Here is a 22,550-nt window from a genome sequence, read left to right as displayed (position 1 = left end):
GTGGTCACTCGACGAAGCCGGCGTATTCCAGGCGTAGGATGTAGTCGCTGTACATGCGGACCTGGCCGACCTTGTTGTTGACCGCGACCGTGTTCTTGATCCGGTACAGGTAGATGATCGGGACGTCCTCGTGGATCTTGGTGATCACCTTTCCGTACAGCTCCCGGCGTTTGGCGACGTCCTGGCTCGACCGCGCGTCCTTGAGCCACTGGTCGACCTGCGGGTCGGAGTAGCCGGAATTGTTCTGCGAGCCCCTGGTCTGGAAGAACCGGGTGATGTTGCCGTCCGCGTCGACCTGGCCGGACCAGCCGATCCGGAACATCTGGAACCGGCCGGCGTCGGTGATGTCGAGCGCGGAGGCGAACTCGGTCGGCTCCAGCTGCAGGTCGAACCCGCCCTCGACGACCATGGACTTGATCGCCTCCCCGATCCGCACGCCGTCGGCGTTGTTGATCACGGTCAGGTTGACCCGGACCGGTGTGGCCACCCCCGCCTCGGCGAGCAACCGCTTGGCCTCCGCCGGATCGTGTTTCGGGCAGGCTTGGGCCGCATCCGAGGAAAGCGGGCTGACCGGGCTGACCGGCCCGCAGGCCGGCGTGTAGATCCCGCGGAACACGGTGCGGTTGAGCGCTTCGCGGTCGATGCTGTACATGAACGCCCGGCGCACCCTGGCGTCGGCCGCCATCGGACCGGCGAACGGCGCGGCCAGCTGGCCGGGGTCCTTGCCCATCCCGCTGGTGTTGCCGATGTTGATCGTGATGCCCTGGTAGCCGATGCTGTCCGAGGTGATCATCCGCACGTAGTCGATCCCGGTCACCTCGCTGACGTTGACCGGACTGACGTTGATCATCAGGTCGATGTCGTTGGAGCGCAGGTTGTTCAGCCGGGCGGTGGCGTCGGTGATGGTGCGGAAGATCAGCTTGTCCAGCTTGACCTTTCCGGCGTCGTAGTAGTTCGGGTCCTTGACCAGCTCGATGCGGTCCTGGGGAATCCGGACCGCGAACTTGAACGGCCCCACGCACACCGGGGCGTTGCTGAACTCCCCGCCGGTGGCGGCAAGCGCGGCCGGAGACATGATCATCCCGGCGCGCTCGGCGAGCTGTGCGGTCAGCGGGGAGAACGGCTGGGACAGGCGCAGCGTCACGGTCGCCGGATCGGTCACGACCACCTCGGCGATCGGATCCAGCTCGCTCTTTCTCGCCGAGCCCTGCAACGTGCGATGCCGGTCGAGTGAGGTCTTCACCGCCGCGGCGTCCATCGTCGTGCCGTCGGCGAACTTCAGTCCGGTGCGAATCCGGATGGTCACGGTCATCCCGTCGCTCGACACGTCCGGCATCCCGGCCGCGAGCTTGGGTACCAGCTCCAGCTTTTCGTTGACGTCGTAAAGCATCTCGCACATGTGCTGCATGACGTCGCGGCCGACCAGGGTCCGGGACAGGGTCGGGTCGAGCCGGTCCGGCTCGGCGTCCAGCGCGACGCGCAGCGTGCCACCGGCCCGGACCGGCCGGTCGTCCGGGCCGCTCGATTGCGGCGCCGCACCGTCCTGGCTGTCGATCGCGGCGCATCCGGTCAGTGCCAACATGCAGGACAGGGCCGCCATCAGGATGCGCACAGGGAAAGTCGCACGGGAACGAATCATGCCGTCCTCCCGTGATGCAGGGAACTCGACGATACTGCATGGGGATTTGCCGAAGAAAGGGTCGATCGATGGGGTCGTCGGCACGCATCCATCGGCTGGGGCGCGGAAACATCCACACCTACTGGAGCAACGCACTGCGCCCGGGGCTGACCGTCGCGCCGGGCGACACCGTGATCTTCGAAACGTTGGATTCCAGCTATGGCCGGGTGGCCCGCGACATCAGGGAACTGGCTCCGCCCGGCGTCGACCAGGGGCTGCTCGCGTTGGTCGCGGCCGACGCCTATCCCGAGCAGTCCACAATGGACCGAGAGGTGGAGCTGCCGCGCGGTCACCCGCTGACCGGCCCGGTCGCCGTGACCGGGGCCGAACCCGGTGACACGCTGGTGGTGTCGGTCGTCCGGGTCGAGCCCGCGGCCTGGGGTTTCACCATCGCGCACGCCGATCCCGACCGGCCGGGTCTGCTCAACGACTGCCTGCCCGAGCATTCCGGTTCCTACCTGCACGTGTGGGATCTGCGCGGGGACGGCGCGGCGATCTTCAAACCGGGTATCCGGATCCCGCTCGCGCCGTTCTGCGGCGTGCTCGGCGTCGCACCAGCCGAGCCGGGCCAGCATTCGACGGTCCCGCCCGGCCGGCACGGGGGCAACCTGGATCTGCGGCACCTCACCGCCGGGTCGACCCTGCACCTGCCGGTACTGGTCGCCGGCGCCCTGCTGTCCGTCGGCGATGTGCATGCGGCACAAGGAGACGGCGAGGTCAGCGGCACCGGCATCGAGACCGCCGCAACGGTGACCCTGCGCCTGGACCTGATCTCCGGCTCCGCCCCGGAACACCCCCGGATGCTGACCTCGGGGGAACCGCTTTCCCTGCCCGGGCCGTACCACGTCACCGCCGGCACCGGAACCGACCTGCGCCAGGCCGCCCGCACCGCCCTGCGCGGCACCATCGGCTACCTGACCGCCCAACACCGCCTCACCCCCGCCGAGGCCTACGTGCTGGCCAGCGCCTGCGTCGATCTGAAGATCAGTCAACTGGTGAACATGCCCAGCTACACCGTCGCCGCCTACCTGCCGCTGGGCGTCTTCGAATGACCTTCCAATGACCGGAGTCCGGTCGATCATGAGCGGAAAAACCGGCCGTACCAACGCGAAAGATCCGAGTTAGGGTGGGAGTGCCGGTCGGTGCGACACCGGCCGCCAGGCGGTTGGGGATGGACCAAGGGCGGTTCTCCACCATGAGGGATGTACATCGATTCGAGCCCATGCCGGTCAATCAGGACGGCGGCACCGTGCTCGCGGCGTGGGAACGGTTCGTCCAGGGCGCGGACCAGGCCCCGGGTGTCCGGCCCGAAGTGGCGATCTCCTGGCACCGGTGCCGTGAGCAGTACCGGGTCGACCCGCACCTCACCCAGGCGCCGGTCGCGGTCGCGGAGGTCGACCACACCCCCGAACACGACGTGGTCTTCGCCGAGCTGGGCTTTCGTGCCGCGTCGGTGGCCCATGACGTGGGCAACCTCGGCGGTGTCGTCACGGTCACCGATGCCACCGGCCGGATCCTGGCCGAGTGGGGCGACCAGGCCACCCTCGCCAGAGCCACCGACTCCAACCTGGCGCCCTGGTTCTGCTGGTCGGAGTCCGCGGCCGGCACCAACGGCATGGGCACGGCGCTCGAGGCGCACGGCCCGGTGGTGATCAGGGGCGCGGAGCACTGGTGCCAGGCGTTCCACAACTGGGTCTGCGCCGGCGTCGCGGTCCGGGACGTGGTGACCAGGGAGCCGATCGCGGTGCTGAACATCTCCTGCTGGCGCAGCCCGCTCCCGGCCGCCGCGGGCAGTTGGCTGGCCAACGCGGTCAGCAAGACCCAGTGCACGCTGACCAGGCGCGCCCGGGACAGCGGCGCGGAGTTGGTCGCGGCCTTCACCCAGGCCAGGTCCCGCTCGAGTGCGGCGCTCGCCGCGCTGGACACCGCCGGCAAGGTGGTGATCGCCGACGAGACGGCGAGCGTGCTGATGGGCGTTCCGGCCGCCACGCCTGCGGTCGATCCCACGGTGCGGTGGAAACCCGGGCTGCCGGAACTGATCGGAGCCGCCCGGTACGCCAGCCGACAGGCCGCGCGCAATCCGGACTGGGTCGGCACGACGCAGATCTTCACCCACCTCGCCGCCGAGCCGACCACGATCAGCATCCGGCCGGTCTTCCTGTCCGGCCACCTGATCGGGAACCTGGTCTCGTTCGGCGTCGCCGACGGCGTGCAGCTGCCCAAGGCGGACGGGGCCGCGCTGCCCCGACCGCGGCCGCGCCGGGTGGTTGCCACCCGCGACAACCGGATGGTGCTGCTGCGGCTGCAGGAGGTCTCGTTCGCCGAGTCGGACGGCAGCGACGTGTGGCTGTGCACCGACCAGGGGCGGCTGCGCGCCGCCGCCGCCGGCCTCGACAAGCTCGACGGCGAGCTGGCGGCCGCCGGCTTCCTTCGGGTGCACCGCCGTTATGTGGTCAACCTCAGCCGCATCCGCGAGATCGAGCGCGGCGGCAAGGGCGAGCTGTCCCTGATCATGGATGACCGGACGCACACGATGGTGCCGGTTTCCCGGCGCAACGCGCCGGCCGTGCGGCGCGCGCTGGACATCTGATGTCCGGCGCACAGGACGTGGGGAAAGCAGGCGGCCTCGGCATCTCCGTGCCGTCCGGGCAGCACGGCCGCTCGATCCTCGGCGCGCGCAACCAGGACTGGTGGCCGGACCGGCTCGACCTGAGCATCCTGCGCAAACACGGCGCCGCGTCCGATCCCATGGGGCCGGACTTCGACTACGCCGCGGAGTTCGCCACGCTCGACCTCGACGCGCTGGCCCGGGACGTCGACGAGGTGCTGACCGACTCGCAGGACTGGTGGCCGGCCGACTTCGGCCACTACGGGCCGCTGGTGATCCGGATGGTGTGGCACTGCGCCGGGACGTACCGCATCGGCGACGGCCGGGGCGGCCCGGCCGCCGGCATGCAGCGGTTCGCGCCGCTGAACAGCTGGCCGGACAATCGCAACCTGGACAAGGCGCGCCGGCTGCTCTGGCCGGTGAAGAAGAAGTACGGCAGCAGGATCTCCTGGGCCGACCTGATGATCTTCGCGGGCAACCGCGCGCTGGCGACGATGGGGTTCTCCACCTTCGGCTTCGCCGGCGGCCGAGCGGACGTCTGGGAGCCCGACGACGACGTCTACTGGGGTCCCGAGCGCGCCTGGCTCGGCGACCAACGCCACGGCGGCGTCCGGGAGCTGGCGAAACCGTTGGCCGCCGACCAGATGGGCCTGATCTACGTCAACCCGGAGGGACCGAACACCGTCCCGGACCCGCTCACCTCCGCCAGGGACATCCGCGAGACGTTCCGGCGGATGGGCATGAACGACGAGGAGACCGTCGCGCTGATCGCGGGCGGGCACACGTTCGGCAAGACCCACGGCGCGGCCGACCCGGAACGCCACCTCGGCCCCGAGCCCGAGGGCGCTCCGGTCGAGGAGCAGGGCTTCGGCTGGAAAAGCGGCTACGGCACCGGGAAGGGCGCCGACACCATCTCCAGCGGACTGCACGGGACCTGGACCCCCACGCCGACGCGCTGGGACAACAGCTTCCTCGAGACCCTGTACGGCTACGAGTGGGACCTGGAGCTCAGCCCGGCCGGCCTGTGGCAGTGGATCCCGCGCGACGGCGGTGGAGCGGGCACCGTGCCGGACGCCCACGACCCGGGCAGGACGCACGCCCCGACGATCCTGACCACCGACCTCGCGTTGCGGTTCGACCCGGCCTACGAGCCGATCTCCCGGCGCTTCCTGGAGAACCCGGACCAGCTGGCCGACGCGTTCGCCCGGGTCTGGTTCAAGCTGACCCACGTCGACATGGGCCCGATCCAGCGCTACCTCGGCCCGCTGGTCCCGCGCGAGCGGCTGCTCTGGCAGGACCCGATCCCGGCCGTGGATCACGAGCTGGTCGACGCGGACGACGTCGCCGCCCTCAAGGCCGCGGTCCTGGACTCGGGGCTGCCGGTCGCCGCGCTGGTGTGCGCCGCATGGGCGTCGGCGTCGACGTTCCGGATCAGCGACCGGCGCGGCGGAGCCAACGGGGCGCGCATCCGGCTCGAACCGCAGCGCGGCTGGCAGGTCAACGACCCGGACACGCTGGCGCGGGTGCTGCACACCCTGACGGAGCTCAAGGAGTCCTTCAACGGCGCCGCAACCGGGGACAAGCGGATCTCGCTCGCCGACCTGGTCGTGCTCGGCGGCGCTGCCGCGGTCGAGCGGGCCGCCCGGGCCGCCGGCCACGACATCGCGGTCCCGTTCAGCCCGGGACGGACGGACGCCACGCAGGAGTGGACCGACGTGGCGTCCTTCGCGGCGCTCGAGCCGGCCGCGGACGGGTTCCGCAACTACCTCGGACCCGGTGCCCGGCTGCCGGCCGAGCACCTGCTGATCGACCGGGCGAACCTGCTGAACCTGACCGCGCCCGAGATGACGGTGCTGGTGGGCGGGATGCGGGTGCTCGGCGCGAACTCCGGGCAGTCCCGGCTCGGCGTGCTCACCGCGACCCCCGGATCGCTGACCAACGACTTCTTCGTGAACCTGCTCGACATGGGCACCGAGTGGCGGCCGGCCGCCGGGAACGGCACGGAGACGTTCGAGGGCCGGGACCGCGCCACGGGTGCGATCAGGTGGACGGCCAGCCGGGTCGACCTCGTCTTCGGCTCGAACTCCGAGCTGCGGGCGCTCGCCGAGGTCTATGCCGGCGACGACGCCGGGGCGAAGTTCGTGCGGGACTTCGTGGCCGCCTGGGACAAGGTCATGAACCTCGACCGGTACGACCTCGGGCACGAGCGGTAGCTGATGGCGGACGAACGGCGTTGCCCGCCCGAATTGCCGATCGCTCCTTGTCGGTGTGATTAAGCCGGCGTAAAGTGCTGCTTAACGGTGATTTTCGGTCAATTCAGGGATCAGGCCGCACAATTAATTCGATGCACCGTTTTGGCATGCACTCACAATCGGGAGGTGAAGCCCCGATGACGACCGCGCAGGAGCGCGTCGACCTACTGAACGAGCTCGGGTTGAACGCGCAGAACAAGGCGGCATTGGGTCAGGTGCTGGGAACCGGACGAATTGCACGCGCGACGGAACGGGCTGATGGCACAATGGAAGCCACAATCCGGATCCGGCCGGATGAGATCGCCTGGGATCCGTCGATTCTCGTCCTGCCGCACGGCGGAGACGTCGAGCTCGAACTCATCAATGACGACCTGAACACACACTGCGCACTCCTGCCGAGCAATGGCGACAGGAAATTCATCTGGCTGGTGAACCATTCGAAGGGTAAGGCGACCCTCAACCTCGACGGCCCGGGCTACTACTGGTTCAGCTCCCCCACCGGAAACGACGAGGGCCGGGGCCTGACCGGGGCCATCGTCGTGCTCGGCGACGTGCCGCCGGAGGCCCGCCTCGACCGACCCGACCAGCCGCGGCCGTAGAACGGAGGAGGGACGATGACCGTCGAGTACGTGGACGCGGGCGAGGCCGTCGACCAGGGACGACTGAGCGGCAAGGTCGCGGGCGGCGAGGTCGCGCCGCCGGTGGTTCGTGACGTCGACTACGAGCGCATCCTGAACGCCCAGGCGGAGCCGCAGAACTGGCTCACCTACTACGGCGCCTACAACGGCCAGCGGTACAGCCCGCTGGACCAGATCAACACGGAGAACGTCAAGCGGATCGGGCCCGCCTGGATCTTCCAGGCCGGCTCGAGCGGCATCATCGCGGGCGCATCGACCTACTCGTTCGAGGCCGCCCCGATCATCGTCGACGGCGTCATGTTCCTGTCCGGCTGGGACGGCTGGGTCTGGGCCCTCGACGCCAAGACCGGGATCGAGATCTGGCGGTACAAGCACGCGATCCCGTTCGACGTGTCGCTGTGCTGCGGCAACGTCAACCGCGGGGTCGCGGTGGCACAGGGAAAGGTCTTCTTCGTCACGGCGAACGCCCATGTGCTCGCCCTCGACGCCACCACCGGCAAGCGTGTCTGGGACAAGACCTACGGCGACGTGCGGGCCGGGGAGAGCGCCACCGTCGCACCGCTGGTGGTGAAGAACAAGGTCATCGTCGGCAGTTCCGGCGGTGAGTTCGGGGTGCGCGGCCACCTGGACGCGTTCGACCTCGAGACCGGCGAGCACCAGTGGCGCTGCTACACCGTTCCGAAGCCCGGCGAACCCGGCTCGGAGACCTGGCCCTCCGACGGCGAGGCCTGGGCGCGCGGTGGCGCGAACTGCTGGATCACCGGCTCCTTCGACCCGGAGACCAACCTGCTGTACGTGGGCACCGGCAACCCGGCGCCCGACTTCGACGGCGGCGTGCGCGAGGGCGACAACCTCTACACCGACAGCATCATCGCCGTCGACGTCGACGCCGGGCAGATCCGCTGGCACTACCAGTGCACCCCGCACGACGTGTGGGACTACGACAGCATCGGCGAGTGCATCCTGTTCGAGTCGGACGGGCGCAAGCTGCTCGGACACTTCGACAAGAACGGCTACTTCTTCGTCCTGGACCGCACGGACGGCTCGCTGGTCCAGATCACCCCGTTCGTCGACCGGATCACCTGGGGGGCGATCACCAGGGACGGCCAGGTGACGGCGAAGGTGTACCCGGACGAGGAAGGCGTGCCGGTGCACTTCTATCCGGGCCCGGCCGGCGCCAAGGAATGGACGCACGCGGCCTACAGCCCCAGGACCGAGCTGTTCTACGTCCCGGTCCAGGATGTCGGGGCCACCGCCACCCGGCGGCGCCGGGAGTTCAAGGAGAGCATCCCGTACTGGGGCGCCGGTGTTCAGGTGGACATCGAGGAGGCGGTGGGCTGCGTCAGCGCGTTCGACGTCAACGGCGACGAGAAGTGGCGCTGGCGCAACGAGCTTCCGATGTGCGCCTCGGTCCTGGCCACCGGTGGCGACCTGGTGTTCGCCGGCGAGCCCTCCGGTGAGTTCAACGCGTTCGACGCCCGGACCGGGGAGCTGTTGTGGCAGTTCCAGTGCGGCAGCGGTCACCACAGCAGTCCGACGACCTACATGGTCGACGGCCGGCAGTACGTCGCCGTGCCGGTCGGCTGGGGCGGTTGGGCCGAGGGATTCCTCCCCGGCATGCTCGGCGCCGGCCACGGCAGCGCGCTGATCGTGTTCGCCCTCCCGGAGGAGACGTCGTAGATAGGAGGTGGATCCATGGAATCTCAGCTCGTTGTGTGGGAGACGCCTGAGTTCGACGAGATCGGAGTCGCACCGGAAGTAACCATGTACATCGATCAGTTGGACGACTGAGGCGAACGTGGGCGGCGCCGGACCCCGGGGGTCCGGCGCCCTCGCGCCGACGGACGGAGTGCCGGGGTGTTGCTGCGGGTGCTTGGCTCGGCGGCGGGCGGCGGCTCCCCGCAATGGAACTGCGGCTGCCCGATCTGCACCGGGATCCGCTCCGGGTCGGGCCCGACGCGCACCCAGTCGTCGGTCGCGGTCAGCGTCGACCGCAGGCGCTGGTTCCTGATCAACGCCTCCCCCGACGTGCGCGCCCAGATCGAGGCCTGCCCGGAACTGCACCCGCGTGCCGGCCGGGCCACGCCGCTGGAGGCGGTGCTGCTCACCGACGCCGAACTGGACCACACGCTCGGCCTGCTGCTGTTGCGCGAAGCCCGCGGCCTGCGCCTGTACACAACGCCGTCGGTGCACCAGACCCTGCGCGACGGATCCGGGCTGTTGCGGACGCTGGAGCGCTACTGCCCGGTCGAGTGGCGGGCGGTGGTCCCCGGCGCCGAGTGGTCCCTGGCCGACGGGCTGACCTGCCGGGCGTTCGATGTGCCCACCACCAAACTGAACCGGTTCGAATCCGGCGAGCAGGACGGCCGGGTGGTCGGCTACCGGCTGACCGACCAGCGCAGCGGTGCAACGCTGGTGTACCTGCCGGGGGTGCAGGCACTCACTCCCGATTTGCGCGCGGAGATCCAGGGCTGCCAATGCCTGCTGATCGACGGGACCTGCTGGCGGGACGACGAGTTGGTCCGGCTCGGCCTGGCCGGCAAGACGTCCCGGGAGATGGGCCACCTGCCCATCGACGGGCCGGACGGCAGCCTGGCACAGCTGGCCGCGCTCGGTGTGCGGCGGACGATCTTCGTACACATGAACAACACCAACCCGATCCTGCTTGCCGATACGCCCGAGCGGCGCATCGTGACGGACAGCGGCATGGAGGTGGCCGTGGACGGCCTCGAGGTGGAGGTGTAGTCGTGCCAACGACAACGATGACGACCAATGGCTTCGTCGAGACGCTGCGGGCGCACTCGCGGCGCTACCACGACCAGCATCCGTTCCACGTGCGGATGAACGCCGGCCGGCTGAGCCGCCGGCAGCTCCAGGGCTGGGTGGCGAACCGCTTCTACTACCAGGAGAACATCCCGCGCAAGGACGCGGCGATCCTGTCCAACTGCCCGGATCTGGAGGCCCGCCGCCGGTGGATCCGGCGAATCGTCGACCACGACGGCACCGCGGCCGGCGAGGGTGGCATCGAGGCGTGGCTGCGCCTCGGCGAGGCCGCCGGGCTGACCCGCGACGAGATCTCCGACCACCGGCACCTGGTTCCCGGGGTGCGGTTCGCGGTCGACGCCTACGTGAACTTCACCCGGACCCGTCCGTGGGTGGAGGCGGTGGCCTCCTCGCTCACCGAGCTGTTCGCCCCCGATCTGATGGCGCAGCGGCTGGCCGCGTTCGAGCGGTGGTACCCGTGGATCGACCCGGCCGGCCTTGCCTACTTCCGCGCCCGATTGGACCAGGCGCCCCGGGACTGCGAGCACGCCCTCGAGGTGGTCACCGCGTACTGCCGGTCGGCCGAGTCCCAGGCGCGCGCCGTCGACGCGCTGTCGTTCAAGTGCGACGTCCTGTGGAGTCTGATGGACGCCATCGATTCGGCCTACCCGGAGTGATCACCATGGACTCGACCAGAACCCGGTCCGGCGTCGGGGTTTCCGGCTCGGACCGGCCCCGGTTGGCCCGCCATGTCCGGATGTCGTTCTGCCGGCGGCGGCAGCGTCCGATCCTGCAGCTCCCCGAGACGGTGGTGGTGCTCAACAACAGCGGCGCGGCCATTCTCGAGCTGTGCGACGGGCGGCACACCGTCGCCGAGATCGTGGCCGCGCTCGGCGCGCGCTACCGGACCGTTCCGGACGACGAGGTGCGGCGGTTCCTGACCCACCTTGCCGCCCGCCGCTGCGTGGAGTTCGCCGATGGATAGTCCCTTCGGGTTGCTCGCCGAGCTCACCTACCGCTGCCCGCTGGCATGCGGGTACTGCTCCAACCCGCTGAACCTGGCCGACTACACCGACGAGCTGACCACCGACGAGTGGCGACGGGTGCTGGTCGAGGCGAGCGAGCTCGGGGTGTTGCAGTGCCACCTGTCCGGCGGGGAACCGTTGCTGCGGCGCGATCTGGTGCAGATCGTGGCACAGGCAGCCGAGATCGGCCTCTACACCAACCTGGTGACCAGCGCCATCGGGCTGTCCCGATCGACGGCCGAGCGGCTGCGCGCCGCCGGACTGGACCACGTGCAGATCAGCATCCAGGCCGAAGAACCGGCCAACTCCGACCGGCTCGCCGGGATCCCGTCCTTCCAGCGCAAGATCGAGGCGATGGAACTGGTCAAGGAGCTGGGCTGGCCGCTGACCATGAACGTGGTGCTGCACCGGCACAACATCGACCGCGTCGCCGGGGTGATCGAGCTGGCCGAGCGGGTGGGCGCCGACCGGTTGGAGCTGGCCAACACCCAGTACTACGGCTGGGCCTGGCGAAACCGGGAAGCGCTGCTGCCCAGCCGGGCGCAACTCGAGGCGGCCGAGGTCGTCGTCCGGGCGGCCAGGCAACGGTTGCGGGAGTGCATGGAGGTCATCTATGTCGTTCCCGACTACTACAGCCGCTACCCGAAGCCCTGCATGGGTGGCTGGGCCGCGCGGCAGCTGACCGTGACACCGAACGGCGACGTCCTGCCCTGTCCGGCCGCCCAGTCCCTGCCGCTGCCGCGGGCCAGCGTTCGGGTGGACCCGCTGGCCCGGATCTGGGCCGAATCCCCGGTGCTGACCGCGTTCCGGGGGACGGACTGGATGCCGGATCCGTGCCGGAGCTGCGACCGGCGGGAGCTGGACTTCGGCGGGTGTCGCTGCCAGGCGTTCCAGCTCACCGGCGACGCCGCCCGCACGGATCCGGTCTGCCACCTCTCGCCCGACCATCACCTGGTCGCCCGAGCCGTCGCGGCCGCCAACCCCGGCGCACCGACCGAGGATCTCCCCCTGATCCCCCGCCCGCACCGGGTTCGCGCTAGCCGCCGAACACCAACGGCAGCGCCACCGCGGCGATGATCAGGGTGACCCCGCTCAGCAGGTCCGCGCGGACCTTGATCAGGCGCGCCGCGAACCGGCCGAGGAGCAGTCCGCCGAACGACATCACCGCGGTCATGACGCCGAAGACGGCGGCCGAGGCCATCGGCGGGAACCCGAGGATCCCCAGGCTCGCCCCGGCGAACAGGTTGTCCAGGCTCAGCGTCAACGGAATGCCGAACAGCGCCCACGGATGGTCCAGTTCCTCCGGCTCGGGCTTGCGGAGGGAGGAGATGACGAGGTAGAGACCGTATCCGCCGAGAGCGACCGCGCCGACGATTTCGCCGATCTCACCGACGGCCGTCCCGATCTGGTTGCCGATCAGCAGCCCGATCAACGGCATGACCATGTCCCACAGGCCGAAGGTGAGCGCGACCTGCGTCGCGCGTTTCAGCCCGAATGGGACGGTACCGAGCGCGATCGAGATCCGGAAATTGTCGAGGCTGAGTACGAAACCGAGGACGAGCACCTCCCAGATCATGGTTTGGATAGTAACTCAAATGGGCCCATTGAATAACCCCGAAAATCGTCGGGACAATCGGCCGGGGCCCTTATTTCCGGTCGCCCTTTTCACCCACGGGAATGAAAGCTGGTTGCATCCGGTGTAACCCGGCCGGCACCATGATCGGGTGGCTGCTGGAAATGGTGTCGAGTGACCGCGGTGCTGGCGGCCGGGGCGTTCCTGCTCGGCGTGGTGATCGTGGTGTGGGCCACCGAGCGGCTCTTGGACGGCATGGTCGGGTTGGCCACGCTGCTGCGGGCGGCGCCGTTCGTGATCGCCGTCGTGTTCTCCGGTCTGGAGGCGGAGAACGTCGCGGTCGGGGTGGTGGCGGCCCGGTCCGGCAACGTCGAGATCGCGCTGGGCACGGTGTTCGGCGGCAGCAGCTTCCTGGTGTGCGTGGCGTTGGGGCTGGCGGCGGTGTTGTTCCCGCTGCGGGTCCGGCTGCCCCGCGGCGTGCTCGTGCTGCTCGCGGCGACACCGGTGGCGGGCGGGCTGGCGTTGATCGGCGGCAACACCGCGCGCGCGGCCGGCGTGGTGCTGCTGGCCGCCTTCGCCGCGAGCATGGTCTACCTGGTCCGGGTCTGCCGGACACACGACTTCCTCGGCGAAGGCCCGGCCGAGCCGGTGCGGACCGAGGGACGGCCGGTGCGGTGGTGGCGACCGGTCGGACTGACCGTGCTCGGGCTTGCCGTGCTCACCCTGGGCGCCGAGCTGATCAACTCCGGCACCGAGACGCTGATCGAGCGGTTCAGCTTCCCCGCCGCGCTGATGGGCATGGTGATCACCCCCGCCGCGATCGAGGCCGAGGAGGTGATCCGCCAGGCGGTACCCGCCCAGCACGGCCGGCACGATGTGGCCGCCGGGAACCTGGTCGGCACCCTGCTGTACTTCGTGTTGTTCAACCTGGGCCTGATCGCCGTGGTCGCACCGATCCCGGTGCCCGAGCGCGTCGTCGTACTCGACTGGCCGTTCCTCGTCGCCGTGACCTGGCTGGCCACCGCCTTCCTCTGGCGCGGCCGGCTCACCCGCGCACACGGCGCGATCCTGCTCGGCCTCTACGCCGGCTATGTCACCGCGCACATCCTGCTCAGCACCTGGTGATCTCCCGATGCTCATAAGGCAATTCCAAGGTTGGCTGAAAGTACCGCTGAGCCGGGGTTGATCTGCTGGGGCCAGGCACCGGACCGGCCGGTGCCCGGATCGGGTGAGGGATGCGGATGGGGATTCGGACCAGGTTGATCGCCGCGGCGCTGGCGGCATTGTTGGCCGGACTGGCCGGCGCGACGACCGCGTCGTCGGCGTCGGCGAGCCCGCCGCCGTCGAAACCGAGCGCTGACAAGCAGGAGGACAAGGACCGCGCCACCCTGGCGAAGGTGGCGGCGAGCCTGAAGGTCAGCGTGCGGCAGTTGGTCACCGCGCTGGACAACCTGAAGAAGGCGCTGGCGAAGGGCGTGGCGAAGCCGGCGGCGGTGCGCGATTTCGCCAAGGAGCTGGGGATCAGCGTCGCGGACGCGGAGAAGGCGTTGACCGTGTTGGCCGGTGAGAAGAAGCCGGGCGATGGCAAGGGAAACGGGGTGCCGGCTGAGGTGGTCAAGCTGCTGGCCACCGAGCTGCACATCTCCGCCGATGCGGCCCGGCAGGTGTTCCGGGACCTGGAGAAGGTCGACGGCAAGGGTGCGGAGATCGTCACGGACCCGGCGTTCGTCGCCATCGCCGACAAGCTCGGCATCACCCCGCAGCGGCTGCTCGACACGCTGATCAAGGTGAAGCAGGAGTACGGAAAGCAGAACGAAAAGGACAAGGTCCCGGGCGGCGCTCCGGCCAAGTGACGTTGCCCCGCGATCGGCCCGGGCCGGAGACCAACCGGCCCGGGCCGCGACCGGCGACCGGGCCGGACGGTGTGATCCATACTGGTGGCGTGCGGGTTCTGGTTGTCGATGACGATGAGGCCGTCCGTCGCGCACTGGCGCACGCGCTGCGCCGGGACGGCTATCGGGTGTCGGTCGCGGCGGACGGCGTGGCGGCCATGGACGAACTCAGCCGCGGCCGGCCCGAGGTGATCGTGCTCGATGTCCTTGTGCCGGAGCCGAACGGCCTGGAGATCTGCCGGCGGCTGCGCCGGCGCGGCGACCAGACACCGATCCTCATGCTCACGGCGCGCGATCTGGTGGAGGACCGGGTCGCCGGGCTCGATGCCGGTGCCGACGACTACCTGGTCAAGCCGTTCGCGCTGGACGAGTTGCGGGCCCGGTTGCGGGCGCTGTTGCGGCGCAGCGGGATCACGCAGGAAGTGCTGCGGTTCGCCGACGTGGAGATGGACACCACCACGTGCCGCGTCAACCGGGGCGGCCGGCCGGTCGAGCTGACCCGCACCGAGTACGCGTTGCTGGAGTTGTTCCTGCGCAACCCGGACCGGGTGCTGAGCCGGGTGCTGATCTTCGAATCCGTCTGGGGCTATGACTTCGGGCCCGCGTCCAACGCGCTGTGGGTCTACATCAGCTACCTGCGCGGGAAACTGGAGTCGGCCGGCGAACCCCGACTGATCCAGACCGTGCGCGGACTGGGATACGTGTTGCGGGACCGACCATGACGCTGCGCACCAGGGTCGGTCTCGCCGGGGGAATCGTGGTGTGGCTGGCGTTGGCCGTGGCCGCGCTGGTGATCTATCCGACGCTGCGCGCCAACCTGCACCGGCAGATCGACGAGTCGCTGGTCCAGGCCGTCGCCCAGAGTCCGACGCTGGCCGTCCAACTCAAGCAGAAGAACGAGGCCTCCGGAGGCAGAGCGCCGATCGACAGCCCGGTGAAACTCGGCAACACGCTGGTCCAGTTCCTTGGCAGGCCGGTGTTTCCGGGCTCGAACAAGACCTTCATCGACGTGACCGAACGGGATGCCCGGGTGGCCGCCGGAACCGAGCCGGCCTACTTTCAGGACACCAGCCACGGCGGCGTCGAATACCGGGTCTACACCGCACTGATGCCGGAGGGGCGGGGCACGCTGGTCCGGGTCGCCCGGCCGCTTGCCGACCAGAACGCGGTGCTGACCGGGCTGGCGGCGCTGCTGATCATCATCACGGTTGCCGGCGGTGCGTTGGCGGCGCTCGGCGCCCGGTTGGCGGCGCGCCGGGTGCTGCGCCCGGTCCACGTGCTCACCGATGCCGTGGAACACGTGACCGCCACCCAGGACCTGACCGCGCGCTTCGATCCGACCGGACCCGACGAGATCGGCCGGCTCGGCAGGTCGTTCGCCACCATGATGACGGCGTTGGACGCTTCCGTGCACGCCCAACGGCAACTGGTCGCCGACGCCTCGCACGAGTTGCGCACCCCGTTGACCAGCCTGACCACCAACCTCGAACTGCTCGCCGACGGAGCGGGCCTGCGCGATCCCGAGGCACCCGCGCTGGTGCGGGCGGCGATCGACCAGGCGGCCGAACTGCGGTCGCTGGTCAACAACCTGGTCGACCTCGCCCGGTACGGCAAGGACACCGCGCGGACCGAGGACACCCGGCTGGATCTGGTGGCCGAGACGGTGATCGCCAGAGCCACCGGCCGGGTGGCGGCACCCCGGTTCTCCTCGGCGCTGTCGCCCTGCCTTGTGCACGTCGACCCCGACGCGATCGAGCGGGCCATCGGAAACCTGGTGGACAACGCGGTGAAATGGAGCCCACCCGGCGGCCGCGTGCTGATCACCGTGGCCGGCGGCGAGTTCTCGATCACCGACGAGGGCCCGGGCATCCCCCCGGAGGACCTGCCCTACGTGTTCGACCGCTTCTACCGGGCGGCCCGGGCCCGATCGATGCCCGGCTCCGGGCTCGGCCTGGCGATCGTGCGCCAGGTCGTGGAAACCCACGGCGGCACGGTCGCCGCCGAATCCCTCCCCCGCGGCACCCGCGTGCGCCTGCGCCTACCGGTCGTGCACTGACTGTTCCGCCTCTCCGGATTTCACTGCTGTCGTTACGTCCCAGCGAAGGTGCGGATCACGGGTTGATTGTGGCTGGGTTGCGTCACGGTGCCCCTGAGGTTGCCATTGGTGGGCCCAAGACTTCACACGATGATCCACTGCTGTTATTCCATCGTCTCCAGGACGTCGAGGGCGGACAGGCGCGGCCGGGCGGCGGCCGCGGCGGCGACGGCCGGGTCGGCCGGGCGGCGCCGGTGCCAGGTGGTGCGTGCCTGGTAGGCGGCGGCGATCGACAGGAGCCGGTCCTCGCCGAACGGCAGGCCGCCCAGAATGGTGCCGATCGGCAGGCCGTCCGGAGTGAATCCGATGGGCAGCCCCAACTCCGGCAGGCCGATGATGTCGAACGGCACCGGGTTGGTCTGCACCACGACGTCACAGCGGGCGAACAGGTCGGTCAGCACCCGGTCCAGCAGCACGACCTTGGCGCGCTGACCGATCAGGTACTCGTCGGCGCCGAGCAGGGCCCCCTGCAGCCAGCCGAGCACCGACACCCCGAACCGGCGGAGATCTCCGGTCAGCTGCGGGAGAAACGGCTCCGAGCGCTCGGGCAGCCGCACGTTGTTGAACGTGCCACCGGTGAGCAGTTCCCATTCGGCCGGCAACGGCACGTCGACCAGCGTGACACCGGGAACACCGGCCAGCGTGTCCAGGAAGGCCGCCCTGGCTCGCGCGGCCGGCGAGTCGCCCGAGGTGTACCCGGGGATCACGCCGATCCGGGTCGGCCAGCGCAACCGGACCCGGCCGCCCCGGACGACCGGCGTCGCCGCGGTGACCAGGTCGGGTACCCGGGGCAGGCCCTGGGTCCGCGGATCGTGCGGGTCCGGGCCGGCCATGGCGGACAGCATGATCGCCGCGTCCAGGGCGTCGCGCGCCAGCGGGCCGGGATGGTCGCGGGTGTAGGACAGCGGGATGATCCCGTGCAGCGACACCCGCCCCATGGTCGGCTTCAGTCCGGTCAGGTTCTGCGCGTTGGCCGGTGCGGTGATCGATCCGCCGGTCTGGGTCCCGATCCCCGACGTGGCCATGCGCCCGGCGACGGCGGTCGCGGTGCCGGTGGACGAGCCGCCCGGATCGACCTCGGGCCGGTCCGGCGCCCACGCGTTGACCGTGGTGACCCGCCCGTCCGGGGTGGTCGCGCGGGTGGTGGCCAGCGGGCCCATCTGCGTCTTGCCGAGCACCACCGCACCGGCCGCCGTCAGCCGCGCCACGGCCGTGGCGTCGAAGGGAGGCACGAAACCGGCGAACAGGAACGAGTTCGCCGTGGTGGGCGTCCCGGCGGTGAAGTAGTTGTCCTTGATCGCCAAGGGAATTCCGCGCAGCGGCCCGCGGGACCCGGTCCCGGCGCGGTCCGTCCGAACGGTGTTGAACGCCTGATAGACCCCGTCGAACGCACGGATGCGGTCGAGACAGGCCTGCAGCAACTCCTCCGGCCGCAGCCGGCCCCGGCGGATCAGCGTGGCCGCCTCGGCGATGGTCAGCTCGGTGGGATCGGCCACGGCCTCGGGTCGCGGCTCCACCGCCACGGCGGCCGGCTCGCCGGGCGGGACGGGCGCCGCCTCGGCGATGGCCGGCAGGGACACGGTTCCGGCGGCGCCGAGGGCCGCGGTGCGGGCGAGGAAAGCACGCCGGTCCACGCGCCGGTCAAGTGGCTCGTTCATTCGGCGGTCCACGCGGTGCCGATGGACGGGTAGAGCTGCGGCGGAGCAACCTGTTGCGCCAGCGCGGGATCGCTGCCGAACCGGTAGCCGGCCAGCTGCACGACGCTGCTCCGCACGAACGATCGCAGACTGGCCAGCGCGGTCTCCCGGCCGGGCGCACCGGTGGCCGGATCGGCGGCGGTGCCCGCCGGGAGCTGATCGAGGTCGATGCCGAGCACGGCAAGACGGGCCCTGATCAGGATGTTGAGCTCCTCGTCGGTCGGCGGCGTCGGTGGCACGGGCAGCCTCCTAGGAATCGCAGGGACTCCAGTATGACGGCACTCCGGCGCGGTCAACGGGGCGCGAATCCCGAGGGGGTCAGCAGCAGCTCGGCCAGGGTGCGGACGCCGAATCCGGTGGCGCCGGGGACCCATTCGCCGGCGTCGCCGTCGCTCAGCGCGGTGCCCTGGATGTCCAGGTGTGCCCACGGAATCGTGCCGGGGACGAACTCGCGCAGGAACAGGCCGGCAAGCAGTGCGGTGCCGTGCCGGTTGCCGGTGGTGTAGTTGACCAGGTCGGCGATGCGGGAGTCGAGCTGGGGCCGGTAGCAGTCCGGCAGCGGCAGCGGCCAGAGCCGTTCGCCGGCCCGGGTGGCGGCGGCCCGCACCGTGTCCACCCAGTCCGGGTCGTTGCCGAGCACCGCACCGATGCGCCGGCCGAGCGCGATGGCGGCCGCGTCGGTCAGGGTGGCCACGTCGATGATCGCGTCCGGGGCGGACTCCGCGGCGAGGACCAGTGCGTCGGCCAGAATCAGCCGGCCCTCGGCGTCGGCGTTGCGCACCTCGACCGTGGTGCCGTCGCGGATCCGCAGCACGTCGCCGACCCGGATCGGATCGGTGCCAAGCATGTTCTCGGTCAACGGCAACCAGCCCCGCACCCGCACCGGGCAGCGCAGCTCCGCGAGCACCGCCATCGCGCCGAGCACGGTGGCGGCACCGGCCATGTCGGCGGCCATGTCGACGAGTTGCGCGGTGGGCTTGAGCGACAGGCCGCCGGCGTCGTAGGTGACGCCCTTGCCGACCAGCGCGACGGTGGCCGCCGGCCGCTCGGGCCGGTAGGTCAGCTCGACCAGCCGGGGCGGGCGGGGCGAGCCGCGGGCCACCCCGGCGAGCCCGCCGAGCCGTTCGGCGGCGATCCGGTGCTCGTCCCAGATCTCGCAGTCCAGCCCACCGGTGCGGGCGATGACGGCGGCGCGGTCGGCGAACCCGGCCGGGGTGAGCGCATCGCCGGTTTCGTTGACCAGATCGCGGGCCAACCGCACCCCGGCGGCCAGCGCGCGCCCGATGCGCAGCCCGTCCTCCGCGTCCACAGTGGACTCGACGATCAGGTCGACCCGGGCCGGACCGGCCGGACCGGGCTCGGACTTGTACCGGGTGAAGCGGTATCCGCCGAGCGTGAACGCCTCGACAACGGCACGCACCCAACCCGGCGCCGGCACCCGGATCGCCAGCCGCCGGTAGCCGCGGACCGATCTGGCCAGCATCGCCGCCGCCGTCCGGACCGCGTCCTGGTCGAGCCCGTCCCGCGGGCCGAGACCGACCAGCACGGTTGGCGGATCGCCGGGCAGCTGCAGGATCTGGCCGGCCGCCGCGTGAAAGCCGCAGCCGGCGAGGAAGGCGGGTGCGGCGAGATCCGGTGGCTCCCCGGCGTACGCGGGCAGCGCGACCGCGTCGGCGTCCCGCGGCGGCGCGACCGCCAGGCGCCACTCGATGGTCATGCGGTGCTCATGCCGTCCGGGCGGCCCGGCGGGCGGCGCCCCAGGCTTCCAGTTCGGCGGCGTACTCCATGGCCGGCTCGGCCATCCCGGTGGCGACCCGGCGCCAGCCGCGGGCGGCCGACACCGCGTACGGGTCGACCCGCAGGGCCTGCACGTAGCAGTCCTCGGCCAGCAGCGGCCGGCCCGCGCGTTCGAACCGCTCACCGGCCAGCGCGTACCCGCGGGCCGTGCCGATCGGGCCGAGCCGGGCCACCCGCAGGTAGCTGTTCCCCGACTCCAGCTCATTGCCTTGGCGCATCAGGGTTTCCGCCAGCTCCAGGTGGGTCTTCGGTTCGTACGGGTCGATGGCGAGCACCTCGAGGACCAGCCGGTGCCCGCGGTCGGCCTCGCCGAAGCCGAACGCCTCCTTGGAGCGGCTTTCCAGGCAGGCACGCAGGTTCTCCGCGGACAGGAACCGTTCGTAGGGCGTGGTTCCGGTCGCGGCCCTGGCCAGCTCCTCGGCCCGGTCCATCTCGCGCGCCAGCTGTTCCTTGTTCCGCAACAGGAACGGCGCGAACGTCACGGCCCGGTAGAACCGGCTCTCCATCATCGCCCGCTCGAACGGCGAGTACCCGTCGGTGGCCAGCAGCTCGTCCAAGGCCTGCTGCGCGGTCTGTCGCCAGGCCAGCACCTGCTCGACCGACTTGGTCTCCCTGGCGTGGAACACCACGGCGAACACCGCGATCACGAACCGGAGCTGGGTCGGGCAGTGCGGGTTTCCGGCCGCCTGGAACGACGCCGTCGGCTCGACCACCTCCCCGGCCACCGATCCGACGTAGCGCACGACGTCGCGCCAGTGCTGGATGCGCAGCTCGAGCGGGTCGGTGAACTCGGCAACCGGCCGGGCCGGCAGCAACTCGAGCACCAGATCGCCGAAGCCGAGCCGGAACAGCACCTGCGCGGTGAGGAACTGCCGCATCCGGTCGGCACCGCCGAACCCGGCCACCCACTCGCACAGCCGGTCCCACGCCGGGGTGCGCAGCGCGGCCGGCAGCTCGGCCGGATGGGACACCGCGAACTCGCGCAACCCGGACTCGCGCACCAGGTTGGCCCGGAACCTCGGCGGCATCAGCCGCTGCCAGTTGACCTCCGGCGGCGCACCGCGCACGGCGAACTCGTAGGCCAGCGTGGGCAGCCGGGCATACAGGCAGGGCGAACGCGACTCGCCGAGATTGAAGTACGACCCGTACATCTGGTAGTGCCAGTTGTGCTCATACGACCGGGTGGCACCGCGACCGGCGGCCCGGCGGACCACCTCGGCCAGCGGCTCGTCCCCGGCGCAGAGCTCGAGCAGCGTGTCCCGGGTGCGCGCCGAGCGCGGGGCGGCCCGGAACGCGCGCTCGGCCAGCACCCGGGCGAACTCGTCGTGGCCGAGAACCCGCGCGCACCGCACCGCGCCCAGCAGCGCGAACCCGGTGCCGTACGGCCCGAGCCGGGCGGCCTGGAGAAACCCGGCCAGCGCGCGCTCGTGCTCGCCGCGGCGCTCGTCGGCCTGGGCTGCCTGCATGTGGATCTTCACGTCGAACGGGTCCAGCGCGCGACCCTCGGCGATGGCGCGGTCCTCGGCCGCCGGGTCCGCGCGCCGCACCGCGATGTCCACCCGCCGGTCGATCAGCCGGCGGCGCAGCTCGGCGGCCAGCGCCCGGTCGTCGTCGGTGGCCGGGGACAGCGTGGCCAGCAGTCCGGTCGCGGCGGCAAGCAGGTCGGTGGCGTGCTGGAGGTCCCGCTGCCGTTCGGCGTGCATGACCTCGCGCAGCATCAGCCGGGCGAGCAGGATCGTGTGGTCGAACTCGCCGAGGTCGGCGGTCAGGCTCTTGAGCAACTCGCCGGCCACGGCGAAGTGCCGCGGCGCGGCGGAGTCGTCGCCGGCGTGCCGGGCGAGCAGGTATCCCCAGCCGGCGACCGCCTGCACGTGCACCACGGTCGGCGCCGGGTCGTCGGTCAGCCGCCGGTAGGCCGCCATGGTGCGCGCCGACAGCCCCTCCACCGCGAACAGCGCGGTCGCCCTCGCCCATTGCGCACTGGCCGGAACCAGGCGCGCACAATCGGTTTCCGGGATATCGGCGGGCACCACCGCCAGCGCCGATTCATGCAGGCACAGTGCCACCAGCCAATGGGCGAGACCGGCCCGGTCGATATCGTCGAGATCGGCTTTTCGGGCGAAAGCGTCGGCCAGTACCCGCCAGCCGGCGGAGGCCAGTTCCGGTGGAAGTCGGGTGGGATCGCGAATGTCGTACCGGTGCAGCCGGGACTCCTCCATGAGTAACTGCCGGTAACTGGCCGGCATGGTCATACCGAATCGGAGGGCGGCCGGCCGGCGCTGCTCGAACCGGCGGGCGGCGAGCAGCGGGCCGCGCGCGTGCAGTGTCGCCCGCGGTGAATCGGCACCGTCGAAATAGGGGCGGTGGACCTCGAATGTCAACCAGGACGGCGCATTCACGCCGATATGCCCGTGTGCCAGGTCCCAGCGGTCCACTCCGCGCTCCCTTCGCCGAGCCGCCGCCCCGCGAGGCGTTGGTTGCCCATGCCTCGCGGGGGAACCACAATCAGTTGTCGACCAGGCACGCCCAGCA

The 22,550-nt window shown here is 70.7% G+C and carries 20 protein-coding genes; 14 read left to right on the top strand and 6 right to left on the bottom strand.

The features are described 5' to 3' along the window. Positions 1 to 4: 4 nt before the first annotated feature. Complete coding sequence (locus VFV67_RS26925) at positions 5 to 1,612, bottom strand: ABC transporter substrate-binding protein (RefSeq protein WP_326473451.1); 1,608 nt, start codon at positions 1,610 to 1,612, stop codon at positions 5 to 7. Between the two features lie 95 nt (positions 1,613 to 1,707). Here VFV67_RS26925 and VFV67_RS26920 point away from each other — a divergent pair, with 95 nt between their 5' ends. From VFV67_RS26920 to pqqE, 10 genes are all read left to right on the top strand, one after another. Next, positions 1,708 to 2,730 (top strand): acetamidase/formamidase family protein, encoded by a 1,023-nt coding sequence (locus tag VFV67_RS26920; RefSeq protein ID WP_326473450.1) that lies wholly within the window; start codon positions 1,708 to 1,710, stop codon positions 2,728 to 2,730. A 170-nt stretch (positions 2,731 to 2,900) separates the two neighbouring features. Then, on the top strand, positions 2,901 to 4,268 hold the full coding sequence (locus tag VFV67_RS26915) for a DNA-binding protein (protein WP_326473449.1): 1,368 nt from the start codon (positions 2,901 to 2,903) through the stop codon (positions 4,266 to 4,268). Further along, positions 4,268 to 6,499: a catalase/peroxidase HPI gene (katG, locus tag VFV67_RS26910; protein WP_326473448.1), complete on the top strand. Its 2,232-nt coding sequence runs from the start codon at positions 4,268 to 4,270 to the stop codon at positions 6,497 to 6,499. Before VFV67_RS26915 ends, katG begins: the two co-directional genes overlap by 1 nt. A 176-nt stretch (positions 6,500 to 6,675) precedes the next feature. Then, positions 6,676 to 7,137: an MSMEG_3727 family PQQ-associated protein gene (locus tag VFV67_RS26905; RefSeq protein WP_326473447.1), complete on the top strand. Its 462-nt coding sequence runs from the start codon at positions 6,676 to 6,678 to the stop codon at positions 7,135 to 7,137. 15 nt (positions 7,138 to 7,152) lie between these two features. After that, on the top strand, positions 7,153 to 8,856 hold the full coding sequence (locus tag VFV67_RS26900) for a PQQ-dependent dehydrogenase, methanol/ethanol family (RefSeq protein WP_326473446.1): 1,704 nt from the start codon (positions 7,153 to 7,155) through the stop codon (positions 8,854 to 8,856). A 15-nt stretch (positions 8,857 to 8,871) separates the two neighbouring features. Next, positions 8,872 to 8,967 (top strand): pyrroloquinoline quinone precursor peptide PqqA, encoded by a 96-nt coding sequence (pqqA, locus tag VFV67_RS26895; protein ID WP_326473445.1) that lies wholly within the window; start codon positions 8,872 to 8,874, stop codon positions 8,965 to 8,967. A 66-nt stretch (positions 8,968 to 9,033) separates the two neighbouring features. Continuing rightward, entirely contained in the window at positions 9,034 to 9,921 is an 888-nt protein-coding gene (gene pqqB / locus VFV67_RS26890) for a pyrroloquinoline quinone biosynthesis protein PqqB (RefSeq protein ID WP_326473444.1), read from the top strand. A 17-nt stretch (positions 9,922 to 9,938) separates the two neighbouring features. Then, entirely contained in the window at positions 9,939 to 10,616 is a 678-nt protein-coding gene (pqqC, locus tag VFV67_RS26885; RefSeq protein WP_326473460.1) for a pyrroloquinoline-quinone synthase PqqC, read from the top strand. Between the two features lie 5 nt (positions 10,617 to 10,621). Continuing rightward, a complete protein-coding gene (gene pqqD, locus VFV67_RS26880; RefSeq protein WP_326473443.1) occupies positions 10,622 to 10,924 on the top strand; it encodes a pyrroloquinoline quinone biosynthesis peptide chaperone PqqD in 303 nt (100 codons plus the stop codon). After that, the gene (gene pqqE / locus VFV67_RS26875; protein WP_326473442.1) at positions 10,917 to 12,041 is read left to right on the top strand and encodes a pyrroloquinoline quinone biosynthesis protein PqqE; all 1,125 of its coding nucleotides are present in this window, start codon (positions 10,917 to 10,919) and stop codon (positions 12,039 to 12,041) included. The genes pqqD and pqqE overlap by 8 nt, the downstream gene beginning before the upstream one ends. On the opposite strand, the gene VFV67_RS26870 is transcribed toward pqqE, so the two are convergent. Then, on the bottom strand, positions 12,001 to 12,540 hold the full coding sequence (locus tag VFV67_RS26870; RefSeq protein ID WP_326473441.1) for a manganese efflux pump MntP family protein: 540 nt from the start codon (positions 12,538 to 12,540) through the stop codon (positions 12,001 to 12,003). The genes pqqE and VFV67_RS26870 overlap by 41 nt on opposite strands. Positions 12,541 to 12,711: 171 nt before the next feature. Here VFV67_RS26870 and VFV67_RS26865 point away from each other — a divergent pair, with 171 nt between their 5' ends. The 4 genes from VFV67_RS26865 (at position 12,712) to VFV67_RS26850 (ending at position 16,485) form a co-directional block, all read left to right on the top strand. Further along, a complete protein-coding gene (locus VFV67_RS26865; protein WP_326473440.1) occupies positions 12,712 to 13,662 on the top strand; it encodes a hypothetical protein in 951 nt (316 codons plus the stop codon). A 116-nt stretch (positions 13,663 to 13,778) separates the two neighbouring features. Beyond that, positions 13,779 to 14,390: a hypothetical protein gene (locus VFV67_RS26860; RefSeq protein ID WP_326473439.1), complete on the top strand. Its 612-nt coding sequence runs from the start codon at positions 13,779 to 13,781 to the stop codon at positions 14,388 to 14,390. 89 nt (positions 14,391 to 14,479) lie between these two features. Next, positions 14,480 to 15,151 carry a response regulator transcription factor gene (locus VFV67_RS26855; RefSeq protein WP_326473438.1) on the top strand — a complete coding sequence of 224 codons (672 nt, stop codon included), beginning with the start codon at positions 14,480 to 14,482 and terminating at the stop codon, positions 15,149 to 15,151. Next, positions 15,148 to 16,485 carry a HAMP domain-containing sensor histidine kinase gene (locus VFV67_RS26850; protein ID WP_326473437.1) on the top strand — a complete coding sequence of 446 codons (1,338 nt, stop codon included), beginning with the start codon at positions 15,148 to 15,150 and terminating at the stop codon, positions 16,483 to 16,485. Before VFV67_RS26855 ends, VFV67_RS26850 begins: the two co-directional genes overlap by 4 nt. A 143-nt stretch (positions 16,486 to 16,628) precedes the next feature. On the opposite strand, the gene VFV67_RS26845 is transcribed toward VFV67_RS26850, so the two are convergent. The 4 genes from VFV67_RS26845 to VFV67_RS26830 are packed head-to-tail and all read right to left on the bottom strand — an operon-like array spanning position 16,629 to position 22,453. Further along, on the bottom strand, positions 16,629 to 18,182 hold the full coding sequence (locus tag VFV67_RS26845) for an amidase (RefSeq protein WP_326473436.1): 1,554 nt from the start codon (positions 18,180 to 18,182) through the stop codon (positions 16,629 to 16,631). Then, on the bottom strand, positions 18,179 to 18,460 hold the full coding sequence (locus VFV67_RS26840; RefSeq protein WP_326473435.1) for a hypothetical protein: 282 nt from the start codon (positions 18,458 to 18,460) through the stop codon (positions 18,179 to 18,181). The genes VFV67_RS26845 and VFV67_RS26840 overlap by 4 nt, the downstream gene beginning before the upstream one ends. Before the next feature lie 53 nt (positions 18,461 to 18,513). Beyond that, positions 18,514 to 19,938, bottom strand: coding sequence for a leucyl aminopeptidase (locus VFV67_RS26835; RefSeq protein WP_326473434.1), 1,425 nt, complete (start codon positions 19,936 to 19,938; stop codon positions 18,514 to 18,516). A 7-nt stretch (positions 19,939 to 19,945) separates the two neighbouring features. Continuing rightward, entirely contained in the window at positions 19,946 to 22,453 is a 2,508-nt protein-coding gene (locus tag VFV67_RS26830) for a hypothetical protein (protein ID WP_326473433.1), read from the bottom strand. Positions 22,454 to 22,550 lie beyond the last annotated feature (97 nt).

The organism is Actinophytocola sp. (assembly GCF_035762905.1).
Taxonomy (GTDB): Bacteria; Actinomycetota; Actinomycetes; order Mycobacteriales; family Pseudonocardiaceae; genus DASYTH01.
Note: the sequence above shows the minus strand (reverse complement) of the source record. Positions and strands in the feature narration are given on the sequence as shown.